The following is a 13,714-nucleotide window of genomic DNA, read 5'->3' as shown; positions in this document are numbered from 1 at the left end:
CCTGCCCCTCGCCGCACTCCTGCGCGACCGGTACGGCGTCCCCGTCGCCGTGGCGCACGACGCCCGCGCTGCCGCGACCGCCGAGATCGCGGCGCGCACCGCGGCGGGTCGGGACGTCGCCGAGATGGTCTTCATCCCGATCGGCACCGGTGTCTCCGCGAGCCTGGTGGTCGACGGTCGCCTCGTGGTCGGTGCAGCCGGAGGTGCCGGCGAGGTCGGGCACGTCTGCGTCCGACCGGGCGGTGAGCCCTGCACGTGCGGGCAGCGCGGGTGCGTGGAGGTGTACGCCTCCGCCCGGAACATCGGACGGCGCTACCGCGCGGCCGGCGGCACCATCGACGGGGCGACCGACGAGATCGTCGCCGCCGTCGACACCGACCCGCTCGCCGCCGCGGTGTGGGCCGACGCGGTCGACGCGCTCGCCGCCGGGATCGCGATCCTGTCCGCCGTGCTCGACCCGGCCGTGGTCGTCGTCGGCGGCGGCCTCGGCGAGTCCGGGGAACGCCTCCTCGCCCCGCTGCGCACCGCGGTGGACGCCCGGCTCGGCTGGCGTCCCGCTCCCCGCATCGAGCAGTCGCTCGCGGGTGCGGGCGCCGGCCTGGCCGGAGCAGCCCTGCTCGCCCGCACCGCCGCGGGACCGAGCCCAGCCGCGGCGACGCCGGCCACCGCCCCGCACGGCCCCGCCGAACCCGACCCCACCGCTCCACCACGGACACCGCACCACCCACGAACCAGGAGGACCCCATGACCGCTCAGCGACTCCGGATCGGCCTCGTCGGCGCGGGGGTGATCGCCCACGCGCACCTGCCGAACCTGCTCCGCCTCGGGGACGTCGTCGTCTACTCGGAGGTCGGTGCCGAGGAACTCGTCGCGGCACACGGCGGCGAGGTGGTCGACTCGCTCGACGCACTCCTCGCCCGTGTGGACGTGGTGGACGTCGTCGTCCCCACGTACGCCCACGCCGAGGTCGTGCGCGCGGCGCTCGCCGCCGGCAAGGACGTCATCAGCGAGAAGCCGCTCGCCCGCACCGACGCGGACGCCGACGACCTGGTCCGGCTCGCGCACGAGGCCGGCCGACAGCTCTACCCGGCGCACGTGGTCCGCTACTTCCCGGAGTACGTCCGCCTGAAGGCCGCGGTCGACGCCGGGCAGCTCGGCGAACTGGCCGTGCTGCGGTTCGTCCGCTCCGGTGCGTTCCCGACCCGGTCCGCCTGGTTCGCCGACCCCGAGCTCTCGGGCGGCATCATCATGGACCAGATGATCCACGACCTGGACATCGCCCGGTGGATCGCCGGCGACGTCGTCCGGGTCAGCGCCGTGCACGTCCGGAAGGGCACCGTCGACCACCCGGTCGAGGCGGCGCACGTGCTGCTCACCCACGAGTCCGGTGCGATCAGCCACGTCGCGGGCATCTGGGGGCCGGCGCACCTGCCGTTCGTCACCGAGTTCTCCGCCACCGGCACGCTCGGCAGCCTGTCGCACGACTCCCGTGCGGAGCGGAACTACACGGCCGAGCTCCTCGACGAGGCGGGGGTCGGCGGAGACCTGCCGGAGCTCGACCCCGCCGAGAACCCGTACTTCCTGGAGATCCGCGAGTACCTCGGCGCCTTCCGGGGTGGCGCGGTGCCCCGTGTCTCCGCCGAGGACGGCGCCACCGCGGTCCGCATCGTCAACGCCGCGCTGCGGTCGGTCGCGACGGGGCAGCCCGTCGACCTCGGGCCCGCCCCGGCGGCCGGGACGCACGAGGGGGCGACGGCGTGACCGCCCTGCGGATCGGTGTGCTGTCGTTCGCGCACACGCACGCCCTGTCCTACCTGTCGGCACTGCAGGCGATGCCCGACGTCGAGGTCGTCGGTACCGACCCGGACGGCACCTCGACGGGCACCGAGCTGGTCGACCTGCGCGGACGCGAGCTCGCCGCCGCGCTCGGGGTCGCGTACCTCGACACCGTGGAGGAGCTCCTGGCGAGCGGGGTCGACGCCGTCGTGGTCACCAGCGAGAACGCCCGGCACCGTGCGCTGGTCGAGCAGGCCGCCGCCGCGGGTGCGCACGTGCTGTGCGAGAAGCCCCTCGCCACCACCTGGGAGGACGGGCTCGCCATGCGCGCCGCCGCCGAGGCCGCGGGCGTGCTGCTCATGGTCGCCTTCCCGGTCCGGTTCGCGAGCACGTTCGCCCGGCTCGCCGCGACGAAGCGGTCCGGCCGCCTCGGCGAGGTGTTCTCGGTCCGCGGGGCGAACAACGGCATGCTGCCGCTCACCCGCTCGTGGTTCACGGAACCGGAGCTGTCCGGTGGCGGCGCGATCGTCGACCACGTCGTGCACATCGCCGACCTGCTCGACGAGCTCCTGGACGGCACGCCGGCCGAGACCGTCACGGCCGTGACGAACCGGGTGCTGCACGCGTCGCGCGCGCAGGCCGAGACCGCCGGGCTGGTCACCATCACCTACGCGGACGGAACGATCGCGGCGATCGACTGCTCGTGGAGCCGTCCGGACACCTCGCCGACCTGGGGCGGGCTCGCGCTCACCGTCGTCGGTTCCGAGGGCTCGGTCGACGTCGACTTCTTCCGGCCGAGCGTGCGGGGGCTCGACGCGGCCACCGGCCGGTCGGTCGTCCTGCCGTACGGCCCGGACTTCGACGCGGCGATGCTCGACACCTTCGTCGCCGCGGTCCGTTCCGGCGAGCAGCCCCAGCCCGACGCGGCCGTGGGACTGCGCACCCTGGCGATCGTGCTGGCGGCGCAGGAATCGGCCGCGAGCGGCGGGACGGTGCGGGTGCGGTCCGTCTGACCCGGCGTCGCCCTCGGACCCCTCGGACCCCTTCGTCGATGGAGCAGCAACTGTCGGTTCGGCCGGTCGCACCCGACAGCTCCTGCTCCATCGACGCGGACCACGACGCGGGTCACGACGACGGACGGGCGGCGTGACGGACGGGAGGCGCGGTGCGGGCTGGCGCCGCGCCTCCCGTCCGTCACGGCACCGGCTCAGGAGCCGCCGGCCGCCGCCCACAGGCGGCGTGCGTTCGCGAGCCCGCGCTCGACGGCCTCGACGTCGTCCTCGAGCCCCTCGAACTCGATCGACACCGGCCCGTCGAACCCGCTCGCGACGATGCGCTCCACGATCCGGTCGAGGGGCAGGTCGCCGTGCCCGACGACCGTGCCGAGCACGGCGCGACCGGCCAGCGTCGTGAGCCAGCCCTCCGCGGCCGGCGCGGTCTCGCGCACCAGGAAGTCCTTGAGGTGCACGACGGCGGCGACCGGCAGCACCCGCTGCACCGCGCGCAGCGGGTCGTCGTCGAGGCAGACGAAGTTGCCGACGTCGAGCAGGGCGCGGAAACGCGGGTGGTCGACCTCGTGCACCAGCCGCAGGATCCGCTCGCTGTCGTTGAACGCGAAGCCGTGGTTCTCGACCATCGTCGTGATGCCGAGCGTCGCGGCGTGCTCCGCGACCGCACGGCAGACCGGCACGACCTGCGCGAGCACACGCTCGAACTCCGCGTGGTCGGCGTCCCGCCAGGCCCACGGGACGACGTCGTGGCGGAGGTGCGTGATGCCGAGCCGGTGTGCGACGTCGAGCTGCTCGTGGACGCGGGCGACCTCGGCGTCGACGGTCGCCGGGTCCGAGAAGTCCGCACCGATCACGTGGTTCGCGAGCCCGATCCCGCGGGCGGCGGCGTGCTCGCGCAACCGGTCGACGAGCTCGGGCTGCCGGGGGAGGTCGTCGCCGAACCCGCCCGCGGCGATCTCGAGGTGCTCGCCGCCGGCGTCCGCGACGCGGTCGACGACGTCGAAGATCGTCAGCGCACCGCGCTGGAGCGAGCGGGCGTAGCTGTAGGAGGACACTCCGAGTCGCATGGCGCGACCCTAGCCGCAGTCGGCGCGCCGCCACCAGGGGTGCTGCCCTGGCGTTGCGGGGACCACGGCAGGCGGCGGAAGAGCGGCATGAGCGGCTGCACCATCGGGCCGATCGCGAACGCCGCGACGACCGTGCCGACCCCGACGTCACCGCCGAGCAGCCACCCGACCACGACGACGCTGACCTCGATGACCGTGCGGGCGAGCCACAGCGGCCAGCCGAAGCGCTCGTGCACGCCGACCATCAGTCCGTCGCGGGCGCCGGTGCCGAGCCCGGCGCCGATGTAGCAGGCGGTGGCGACCGCGAGCAGCGCGAGCCCCGCGGCGAACAGCAGGATCCGGGGGACCAGGCCGTCGGGCTCCGGCACGAGCCACAGCACCAGGTCGGCGGACGGGCCGATCGCCAGCACGTTGCACAGCGTGCCGATGCCGGGCTTCTGACGGAGCGGGATCCAGAGCAGCAGGATGACGACGCTCGACACGACGGTGATGACGCCGAACGACCACGGCAGCACGTTCTCCAGGCCCTGCGTGAGCACCGTCCACGAGCCCACCCCGACGACCGCGCGGACCTGCAGCGCGGTCGAGGCGCCGTAGAGGAAGAGCCCGACGGCGAGTTGGACGGAGCGGAGCACGAAGGCGGTGGAGCGGCGCATGCTCCGATGCTCGCGCCGGATTGGCCTGGCCGTCGAGAGCCAATCGGGCTAGCGTGGCCCCGTGCCCCCGGTCTCCCTCAGCGCCCGCGCCGCCGCCCTCCTGCTCGCCGACTGGCGGGACGGTACCGACGCCCCCGCGTACGAGGCACTGTCCGACGCCGTCCGCGTGCTCGTCATCGACGGCCGGGTGCCGCTCGGCGTCCGGCTGCCCGCCGAACGCGGGCTCGCCGAGGCCCTCGGCGTCTCGCGCACCACCGTGGCGAACGCGTACGCCCGGCTGCGGGACGACGGGTTCCTGGTGTCGCTGCGCGGGTCCGGGAGCGTCGTGCACCTGCCGCGCGACCTGGCCGGACGACCCGACCCCGAGCGGCTCGGCGGCGTGGTGCCCGGCGACCTGCTCGACCTGCGGAAGGCCGCGCTGCACGCCGCACCCGAGGTCGCCGAGGCCGTCGAGCGTGCCGTCCGGTACGTGCCCGCCGCGCTCGCCGGCATCGGCTACGACACCGTCGGGGACCCCGGGCTCCGCGCCGCCATCGCCGACCGGTACACCGAGCGCGGGCTCCCGACCGACCCCTCGCAGGTGGTCGTCACGATCGGCGCCCAGCACGCGATCGCACTGCTCGCCCGTGTGCTCGTCCGCCGCGGCGACACCGTGCTCGTCGAGTCGCCGACGTACCCGCACGCGCACGAGGCCTTCCGCGAGGCCGGTGCGCGACTCGTCGGCGTGCCCGTCGACGCCCGCGCCGGGTGGGACGCGGCCGCGCTCGAGACGACCCTGCGCCGGACGGCCCCGGCGGTCGCCTACGTCATGCCCGAGCTCCACAACCCGACCGGGGCGACCATGACGGCCGACACCCGGCGGCTGCTGCTCGGCGTCGCCGCGAGGACCGGCACGACCGTGGTCGCCGACGAGACGATGGGGGAGCTCCGCATCGACGGGGTCGGCGGGCCGCCGTTGGCGGCGCTGTCGCCGGACGTCGTGATGATCGGCTCGGCCGCCAAGGTCTTCTGGGGCGGTCTGCGCATCGGCTGGGTCCGGGCCGCGCCGGAGCTGTTGCAGCGCCTGCTGCTCGCCCGTCCGACGGGCGACCTCGGCACGCCGGTCCTCGACCAGCTCGTCGCGCGCGAACTCGTGCCGCGGACGGAGGCCGTCCTGGAGGGGCGGCGCACCTTCCTGCGCGCCGGTCGCGACGAGCTCGTGGCCGGCCTGCGCGCCCGGCTGCCCGAGTGGGACGTCCCGTCGCCCGCAGGCGGGTTGACGACGTGGGTCGGGCTCGGCCGTCCGGTCTCGAGCGCACTCGTCCTGGCCGCGCGGGCCGAGGGGGTGCTGCTGGCCTCGGGCGGGGTGTTCGGACCCGACGGCGGGTTCGAGCGGTTCCTCCGGGTGCCCTACACGATGGCCGCGGCGGACCGGGAGCGCCTGGTCGACGTGCTCGGGCGCGCGTGGTCGCGGATCGGTGGCGAGGGAGCAGGCGCCCGGGGGTCGCTCGCCGCGGTGGTCTGAGCGGCACAGGTCATCCCCGCGGCGTACCCCCGTCTGCTGTTGTCGACCGATCGGCTGATGTCACCACGTCCCCGGTCGGCGAGGCTCGGAGCATGACCCCGCTCGTCGCCGCACACCGCCCCGTCCCGATGCGCGCCCCGGTGCCCCGCGCTGTCCGGGTGTCGATGGCCCTGAGCACCTCGGTGCTCGTCGGTGTGCTCACCTCGTTCGGACAGGCCGTGCCGGCGCTCGCCGTCGTCGCGAACTCCGCCGGTCCCTGGTTCGTCGCCGCCGTGGCGCTCTGCGCGCTCGTGGGGATCCGGGCCGGACGGAGCGGGCTGGTGGCCGCGGCCGTGCTCGGCGTCGCGTCGCTGGAGCTCATGCACGTCGGGTACTGGGCGGCGTCCAACCTCCGGGGCTACCCGGACGTCCTGTCGGTCACGAACCCCTGGGTCCTCCTGGGCCTGCCCGCCGGGATCCTCGCGGGTGCCGTCGCGGCCGGACTGCGGGGGACGGACGGGCGCTGGCGTGCGGCGGCGCTCGGCGTCACTGCGGCGATCCTGGTCGGGGAGGGCGTCCGCCCCGTGCTCCGGGTGGCCGACGACGCGACGACGACAGCGTGGATCGCGCAGATCGTCTCCGGTGTGGTCGTGCTCGTGGTCGCGACGCTGACGGCGCGGACCCGGGCCGCGCGGATCGTCGCGTCCGGGACCGGCGTCGTCGGAGCGATCGGGGTGTTCGCCGCCTACCTCGTCCTCGGTGGGTAGGGCTCTCCACAGGGCAGGTCGGGCCCGGTCTGGTTCGCAGGTGGAACTGCGAGGATCGGCACGTGCACCTCCTCTCGGTCTTCAGCCTCCGCAACCGGGCCCTCATCGCGCTCGTCACGATCGTCGTCGCGGTGTTCGGCGGCGTCGCGCTGACGAACCTCAAGCAGGAGCTCATCCCGAGCGTCCAGTTCCCCCAGGTGGCGATCGTCAGCGCCTACCCCGGCGCGACGCCGGAGGTCGTGTCGAACGACGTGTCGACGAAGATCGAGCAGGCCATCCAGGTCGTGCCGGACCTCGAGTCGACGAGTGCGACCTCCTCGACGGGGCAGAGCGTGGTGTCCGCCTCGTTCGACTACGGGTCGAACCTGGCCAGCGCCGAGGACAAGATCCAGACCGCGGTGAACGCCCTCTCGCTGCCGGACACCGTGCAGACCCAGATCGTCACCGGGTCCTTCGACGACCTGCCCGTGCTGCAGCTCGCCGTCACCGCCTCCGGCAACCAGGAGCAGCTCGTCGACCGGCTGAACGCCACGGCCGTGCCCGACCTCGAGAAGCTCGACGGCGTGCGGCAGGCCGACGTGTTCGGCAACCCGGGCCGCCGCATCGTGATCACCCCGAACGAGGACGAGCTCGCGGCGCGCGGGCTCACGACGCAGTCGATCTCGAACGCCCTCGACGACAACGGCACGCTCGTCCCCGGTGGCACGATCACCCAGGACGGCACGACCCTCTCGGTGCAGACCGGGCAGCGCATCGCGTCGCTCGACGACATCCGCGGGCTGCCCCTGACGGCGTCGAGCGGGTCCGGCGCGTCGGGCTCGTCGGCCGGTGGGGCGTCCGCGGGCGGCGCCGCGACGGACTCCGGCAGTGCCGTCGGGGCGCCGGGCAGCACGGGGACGGGCTCCACCACGTCGGGTGACGGAACCGCCGGTGGGTCGGCCGCGGGCCAGGCCGGCACCGGGACGGCCGCGACCGGCGGGGCGGGCGCGAGCACGGCCTCCACACCGACCTCGCTCGGCGACGTCGCGACCGTGCAGATCGAGGAGTCGCCGCGCACCTCGATCAGCCGCGTCGACGGCAAGACCGCGCTCACCATCGCGATCACGAAGACGCAGGAGGCCAACACGGTCGACGTCTCCGAGACCGTGAAGGACGCCCTGCCCGGCATCGAGGCCAAGGTCACCGGCGACCCGCGGTTCACCGTGGTGTTCGACCAGGCGCCCTACATCCAGCAGTCCATCGACTCCCTGGCGGAGGAGGGGCTGCTCGGCCTCGGCTTCGCGGTCCTCGTCATCCTGGTGTTCCTGCTGTCGTGGCGCTCGACGCTCGTGACCGCGATCTCGATCCCGACCTCGGTGCTCCTCGCCGCGATCGGCATGCAGGCCGCCGGCTACACCCTGAACATCATCACGCTCGCCGCCCTCACCATCGCGATCGGGCGCGTGGTCGACGACTCCATCGTCGTCATCGAGAACATCAAGCGACACCTGCAACCGGGCGTCGACCGTGGGCGGGCGGTGCTCGACGCCGTGCGCGAGGTCGCCGGGGCCGTGACCGCGTCGACGCTCACGACCGTGGCGGTCTTCCTGCCGGTCGCGTTCGTCGCTGAGCTCGTCGGTGAACTCTTCCGGCCCTTCGCGCTGACGGTCACGATGGCGTTGCTCGCCTCGCTGTTCGTGTCGCTGACGATCGTGCCGGTGCTCGCGTACTGGTGGCTCCGCGCGCCGAGGACCCACCGCCACGCGGCGGTGCCGACCACCGGGTCCACGGAGACCGTGGCGACGGACCCGTCGGCAGCCTCCGCTCCCACGTCGGCGGCCGCCACCTCGGCCGGGAGGTCGACCGGGGCGCTGGCGTCGGCCGCCGACCTGCACGACGCCGGCACGTCGGACCGGCTGCGCCGCGGCTACCTGCCCGTCCTCCGCTGGGCGGTCGGTCGTCCGGCGCTCGTCCTCGTGCTCGCCCTCGTCGTCCTCGGTGGCACCGCGGCGGCCGTGCCCTTCGTCAAGACGAACTACCTCGGCGACTCCGGGCAGAACACCTTCACCGTGACGCAGGACCTCGAGCCCGGCACCAGCCTCGACGTGCAGTCAGACGCCGCCCGCAAGGTCGAGCGGGTGCTGCAGGACGTCTCCGGCGTCGAGACCGTCCAGACCACGATCGGATCGAGCGGCCAGTCCATCCAGGCCGCGTTCGGCGGTGGCGCGTCCGCGTCCGTGCAGTACAACGTCACCACCGACGCCGGTGCCGACCAGACGACCGTCCAGTCCACTGCCCGCGACCGCATCGACCGGATCGACGGCGTGGGCGAGGTCAGCCTGTCGAGCGCCGGCGGTGGCTTCGGCGGGTCCAGCGACATCGAGGTCGACGTCACCGCGCCGACCCAGTCCGAGCTCGAGACGGCTGCGCAGCGGGTCCTGACGACGATGCGCGACGTCGACGGGACCACCTCGGCGACGAGCAACCTGTCCGCGGCCGAGCCGTACCTGGCGGTCAAGGTCGACCGGGCGGCAGCCGCCGAGCACGGACTCACCGAGACGCAGGTCGGTGGGATCGTCGCCGCCGCGGTCTCGCCGCGCGACACCGGCAGCGTCGAGATCGACGACGCCACACTCGACGTGTACATCGCCGACCCGCAGCCGCCGACCACGATCGACGCCCTGAAGTCGCTGTCGATCCCGACCGCGAACGGCGAGGTCCCGCTGACCGACGTCGCGACGGTCGAGCAGTCCGACGGCCCGACCACGATCACCACGTCGAACGCCGTGCGCACCGCGACGATCACCGTGACGCCGGACTCGACGAACCTCGGTCAGGCCGTGCAGAACGTGACCCAGGCCGTCGACGCCCTCGACCTGCCGAAGGGCGCGTCGGCGACGATCGGCGGTGTCGCCTCGAGCCAGTCGTCGGCGTTCAGCCAGCTGCTGCTCGCCGTGCTCGTCGCGATCCTGATCGTCTACGTGATCATGGTCGCGACGTTCCGGAGCCTGCTCCAGCCGATCCTGCTGCTGCTCTCGGTGCCGTTCGCCGCCACCGGTGCGCTGCTCCTGCAGATCGTCACGGGCATCCCGCTCGGCGTGGCGTCGCTCATCGGTCTGCTCATGCTCGTCGGCATCGTGGTCACGAACGCGATCGTGCTCATCGACCTCGTCAACCAGTACCGCCGTCGTGGGCTCCGCGTCCGCGAGGCGCTGATCGAGGGAGCGACCCGCCGACTCCGGCCGATCCTGATGACGGCGCTGGCGACGATCTTCGCGCTGCTGCCGATGGCGATCGGGCTGACCGGGAAGTCGGGGTTCATCTCGCAGCCGCTCGCCCTGGTCGTGATCGGCGGTCTGGTGTCCTCGACGCTGCTGACCCTCGTGGTGCTGCCGGCGCTGTACTCGGTGGTCGAGGGCTTCCGGGAACGCCGGGCCGACCGGAAGGCGGAGCGGGAGGCCCCGGCGGAGCGGGAGGCCCCGGCGGAGCGGGAGGCCGTGGCGGAGCACTGAGGCGTCGGGGCCGCGCGGTGCTGCGGCCGTCTGCTCGCCGGTGGGTCGCCGTCAGTCGCGGCTGCCGGACTCCTCGGCCTCGACCTCGCGGAACCACGACACGAGCACGCAGGTCAGGGTGAGGAGGAAGACGATCGCGGCGCCCTGCGCGGCGATCGCCATGTGGCCGGTGGCGGCCGAGTACCCGCCGAAGGCCACGGCGGCGGTGAACGACAGGCCGAGCAGCAGCTCCGCGTAGGTCCGGACGGACGTCCGGGCGGGCCACTCGGCGACGGGGCGCGCGGGGCGGGTCGTGGTGTCGGTCACCCCTCGAGTGTGCGCGGGCGCTCCGGCCCCCGCACGCCCGAGTCCGGGTGCCACCCGCACGGGGCACGGCCCGTCCGAGTCGTCGGGCTCGTCAGGCCCGTCGGGCTCGTCAGCGGAGACGGTCGCGGAGGAACGCCACCACCCGCTCGCTCATCGCCCGGTCGAGCTGGGCGATCGAGTGCGCCGTCCCCTCGACGGCGACGAACGTCACCGGGACGTCGTGCTCGCGGAGCGTCGCGACGAACTCCTGCGACTCCCAGAGCGGGATGAACTCGTCGGTGGAGTGGCCCACGAAGAACGGGGCCGTGTCGTGCGTGACGTGGGCGCCGGGGGAGGCTGCCTGCGCGGCGGGACAGTCCTCGTAGCTCCGGCAGCCGAGGTAGAGCAGTTGCTTCCGCTGGAACGAGGCCGACACCCCGTCCGGCTCGGTCGACCGCGTCGTGAGGTCGGTCGGGCCGCTCAGGTCGACGACCGCACGGATGCGGTCCCCGTCCGCCCACGCCGCGGACTCGTGGTCCGTCACCGCGAGCATCGCCACGAGGTTGCCGCCAGCGCTGCCGCCGAAGAGCCCCACGCGGTCCGGGTCGATGTCGTACGTCTGCAGCGTCGTGGGCCGGAACACCCAGTCGAGCGCCCGCCGGGCGTCGTCGAGGCCCGCCGGGAAGGGGTCCGTCGGCGCGAGGCGGTAGTCGATGTTCACGGTGACGAACCCCTCGGACGCGAGGTACTGGCACACCGCCCGGTAGGCAGCCGTGGCCTTGTCGCCATGCGACCAGCTCCCGCCGTGGACGAGCATCACCGCCGGTCGGCCGTCGCCGGGTCGGGGGTCCTGCCGGTCCCGGGCGGCCGTGCCACCGGTCGGGTCGTCGGTCGCGGCTCCTGACCAGGTGGGTGCCGGCGTCGCCGTGGTGTCCGGTGCGCTGTCGGGCGGCAGGCACACGTCGAGGCGCTGCAGCGGCTCCCGACCGTAGGGCACGTCGGCCACGACCTCGATGCCGGGGTAGCGCAAGGACAGCGGGTAGATCACGGGGTCCGCGGTCACGACGTCGTCCCGGTCGCCCGCCGGCGTGCTGCTGCACGACCCGAGGGCACCCGTCGCCACGACCGCGGCGAGGAGCGCGAGCAGTGTGTGGCGGCCGGACCTCATCGTCGTCCACGCTAACCCCGCCCGCTCGTCACCGCGTCCGCCGTCCGGACGAGTGGGCTCCTCCCCGCGGTCGAGCCGGCACCCACACCCGATCCTGGTCGCACGCTGCCCGTTCCTTCCCATGACGGGTGCGATGCCTGGTGGAACCGGGCGTACCTGGTCGAACCGATCGACCAGGTACGCCCGGTCTCGCCAGGTACGCCCGGAAGCGCCCGGAAGCGCCCGGCAGCCGCGACCCGCCCGCGACCCGCCCGAGAGCACCGGGTGCCAGGATGGGCACGACACCAGCAGGAGGACCCGTGAGCCGTCGCAAGGCCTGGAACACCGACCCCGAACCGCTGCTCCGCGTGGACGAGGGCTTCCGCCTCGACCGCGTCGACCCCGACGGCACGCCGGGCTTCCCCGGTCGCAAGATCGACGGGCTCGAGTCCCTCGCCGCCGGGGCCGACCGCCTCGCGGCCCTGCAGGAGCGCCTGTACGCCGCGAGCACCGCCGGCGACCAGCGCCGCGTGCTCCTGGTGCTGCAGGCCATGGACACCGCGGGCAAGGGCGGCATCGTCTCGCACGTCGTCGGTGCGGTGGATCCGAACGGCGTCCACTACGCGGGCTTCAAGGCCCCCACGGACGAGGAACGAGCGCACGACTTCCTCTGGCGCATCGAGCGGCAGCTCCCCGCGCCCGGGCAGCTCGGCGTGTTCGACCGGTCCCACTACGAGGACGTCCTGATCCAGAAGGTCCGCGCGTTCGTTCCGCCCGAGGAGATCGAACGCCGGTACGGCGCCATCGTCGACTTCGAGGACCGTCTGGTCGAGCAGGGCACCACGATCGTGAAGGTCATGCTGCACATCTCGAAGGACGAGCAGCGCGAGCGACTCGGTGACCGTCTCGACCGCCCCGACAAGCACTGGAAGTTCAACCCGGGCGACATCGACGAGCGTCTGCTCTGGGACGAGTACCAGCAGGCTTACCAGACGGTCTTCGACCGCACCTCGACCGTCCGGGCGCCCTGGTACGTCGTGCCGGCGAACCGCAAGTGGTACGCCCGGCTCGCCGTGCAGCAGCTCCTGCTCCGCGCGCTCGAGGACATGCAGCTCACCTGGCCCGCCGCCGACTTCGACGTGGCCGAGCAGCGTCGGCGGCTCGCCGAGTCCTGACACCGGCCCCGGTCTGGAGGCACGGCGCCGCCCCGCCACGCCGTGCCGGGCCGACGCGTGGCCGGGAGGACGTCGATGGCAGGGCTGGCCAGGAGCGCCCCTGTCGCGTAGACTCGCTCGGTCGGCCTTCGGCACCGCGGCATCGTGACCGCGGATTTCGTTTGGGTGTGTGTGCGCTCGAGGGCTGGATTCACGTCGATCCGCGACGGGAAGAACCCCCTCCCCGCTGAAGAGCCCCCGCCGATGTCGCTGCCGGGCGCTGTGGGACGTCTGCACCCCGGAAAGTAGCAATGGCCCCGTACGACAAGGGCGCGCGTCAGCGTGCCGACGACCGAGTCCGCCACGCGAACGGCACGCCCGCCGCTCGCAGCAGCAAGCACCGCGGCTTCCGCGCCGCCGACCCCGCGCAGCCGCGGCAGAAGCAGCGCTGGGACGCCGAGGAGCGCCGCGGCCGCGCATCGCAGGGCGAGCGTCCGGCCCGCCCGAACTGGGAGCCCCGCGACGGCGGTCAGCGCCGTGACGACCGCGGCGGGCGCGGGTACGACCGCGACGACCGCGGTGCCCGTCGCTTCGACCGTGACGACCGTGCTCCGCGTCGTGATGCCGACCGTGCCCCGCGCCGGTTCGACCGTGACGACCGTGCCCCTCGTCGCTTCGACCGCGATGACCGTGCTCCGCGTCGTGATGCCGACCGTGCCCCGCGCCGGTTCGACCGTGACGACCGTGCCCCGCGTCGTGATGACGACCGTGGTGCGCGTCGCTTCGACCGCGACGACCGTGCCCCGCGTCGTGATGACGACCGCGCCCCGCGCCGGTTCGACCGTGACGACCGCGCCCCGCGTCGCTTCGACCGCGAA

Annotated in this window: 12 protein-coding genes; 8 read left to right on the top strand and 4 right to left on the bottom strand. The window is 73.9% G+C overall.

Annotated features, from left to right (window positions below; genetic code table 11):
• From D8M35_RS12420 to D8M35_RS12410, 3 genes are all read left to right on the top strand, one after another.
• The coding region (locus D8M35_RS12420) for an ROK family protein (protein ID WP_161972658.1) at nucleotides 1–748 on the top strand (748 nt) is incomplete at its 5' end.
• Nucleotides 745–1,761: a Gfo/Idh/MocA family protein gene (locus tag D8M35_RS12415; protein WP_126892140.1), complete on the top strand. Its 1,017-nt coding sequence runs from the start codon at nucleotides 745–747 to the stop codon at nucleotides 1,759–1,761. The genes D8M35_RS12420 and D8M35_RS12415, both read left to right, overlap by 4 nt.
• On the top strand, nucleotides 1,758–2,789 hold the full coding sequence (locus D8M35_RS12410) for a Gfo/Idh/MocA family protein (protein WP_238638221.1): 1,032 nt from the start codon (nucleotides 1,758–1,760) through the stop codon (nucleotides 2,787–2,789). The genes D8M35_RS12415 and D8M35_RS12410 overlap by 4 nt, the downstream gene beginning before the upstream one ends.
• 194 nt (nucleotides 2,790–2,983) lie before the next feature.
• Here D8M35_RS12410 and D8M35_RS12405 read toward each other — a convergent pair whose 3' ends face one another.
• Nucleotides 2,984–3,853, bottom strand: a complete 870-nt coding sequence (locus tag D8M35_RS12405) for a sugar phosphate isomerase/epimerase (protein WP_126892139.1) — start codon at nucleotides 3,851–3,853, stop codon at nucleotides 2,984–2,986.
• Nucleotides 3,796–4,509, bottom strand: coding sequence for a YitT family protein (locus D8M35_RS12400; protein ID WP_202976555.1), 714 nt, complete (start codon nucleotides 4,507–4,509; stop codon nucleotides 3,796–3,798). The genes D8M35_RS12405 and D8M35_RS12400 overlap by 58 nt, the downstream gene beginning before the upstream one ends.
• 61 nt (nucleotides 4,510–4,570) lie before the next feature.
• Here D8M35_RS12400 and D8M35_RS12395 point away from each other — a divergent pair, with 61 nt between their 5' ends.
• The 3 genes from D8M35_RS12395 to D8M35_RS12385 all read left to right on the top strand — a co-directional run bounded on the left by D8M35_RS12395 (nucleotide 4,571) and on the right by D8M35_RS12385 (nucleotide 10,250).
• On the top strand, nucleotides 4,571–6,013 hold the full coding sequence (locus tag D8M35_RS12395) for a PLP-dependent aminotransferase family protein (protein WP_126892138.1): 1,443 nt from the start codon (nucleotides 4,571–4,573) through the stop codon (nucleotides 6,011–6,013).
• A gap of 92 nt (nucleotides 6,014–6,105) precedes the next feature.
• Nucleotides 6,106–6,759, top strand: a complete 654-nt coding sequence (locus D8M35_RS12390; RefSeq protein ID WP_126892137.1) for a DUF6518 family protein — start codon at nucleotides 6,106–6,108, stop codon at nucleotides 6,757–6,759.
• A 62-nt stretch (nucleotides 6,760–6,821) separates the two neighbouring features.
• Nucleotides 6,822–10,250, top strand: a complete 3,429-nt coding sequence (locus D8M35_RS12385) for an efflux RND transporter permease subunit (RefSeq protein ID WP_126892136.1) — start codon at nucleotides 6,822–6,824, stop codon at nucleotides 10,248–10,250.
• A gap of 51 nt (nucleotides 10,251–10,301) precedes the next feature.
• Here D8M35_RS12385 and D8M35_RS12380 read toward each other — a convergent pair whose 3' ends face one another.
• Both D8M35_RS12380 and D8M35_RS12375 read right to left on the bottom strand, forming a co-directional pair.
• Nucleotides 10,302–10,556 carry a hypothetical protein gene (locus tag D8M35_RS12380; protein WP_126892135.1) on the bottom strand — a complete coding sequence of 85 codons (255 nt, stop codon included), beginning with the start codon at nucleotides 10,554–10,556 and terminating at the stop codon, nucleotides 10,302–10,304.
• A 109-nt stretch (nucleotides 10,557–10,665) separates the two neighbouring features.
• Nucleotides 10,666–11,703: an alpha/beta hydrolase gene (locus tag D8M35_RS12375; protein ID WP_161972657.1), complete on the bottom strand. Its 1,038-nt coding sequence runs from the start codon at nucleotides 11,701–11,703 to the stop codon at nucleotides 10,666–10,668.
• 299 nt (nucleotides 11,704–12,002) lie between these two features.
• On the opposite strand from D8M35_RS12375, the gene D8M35_RS12370 reads away from it, so the two are divergent.
• Complete coding sequence (locus D8M35_RS12370; protein WP_238638220.1) at nucleotides 12,003–12,857, top strand: polyphosphate kinase 2 family protein; 855 nt, start codon at nucleotides 12,003–12,005, stop codon at nucleotides 12,855–12,857.
• A gap of 516 nt (nucleotides 12,858–13,373) precedes the next feature.
• Nucleotides 13,374–13,714 (top strand): hypothetical protein (locus D8M35_RS17090; RefSeq protein WP_238638219.1); only part of this gene is annotated, 341 nt, incomplete at its 3' end.

The organism is Curtobacterium sp. HSID17257, assembly GCF_003989515.1.
Taxonomy (GTDB): domain Bacteria; phylum Actinomycetota; class Actinomycetes; order Actinomycetales; family Microbacteriaceae; genus Curtobacterium.
Note: the sequence above shows the minus strand (reverse complement) of the source record. Positions and strands in the feature narration are given on the sequence as shown.

Coding starts and splice junctions, on each gene's coding strand:
- D8M35_RS12415 (WP_126892140.1), top strand. CDS start 745: ATGACCGCTCAGCGACTCCGGATCGGCCTCGTCGGCGCGGGGGTGATC.
- D8M35_RS12405 (WP_126892139.1), bottom strand. CDS start 3,853: ATGCGACTCGGAGTGTCCTCCTACAGCTACGCCCGCTCGCTCCAGCGC.
- D8M35_RS12400 (WP_202976555.1), bottom strand. CDS start 4,509: ATGCGCCGCTCCACCGCCTTCGTGCTCCGCTCCGTCCAACTCGCCGTC.
- D8M35_RS12390 (WP_126892137.1), top strand. CDS start 6,106: ATGACCCCGCTCGTCGCCGCACACCGCCCCGTCCCGATGCGCGCCCCG.
- D8M35_RS12375 (WP_161972657.1), bottom strand. CDS start 11,703: ATGAGGTCCGGCCGCCACACACTGCTCGCGCTCCTCGCCGCGGTCGTG.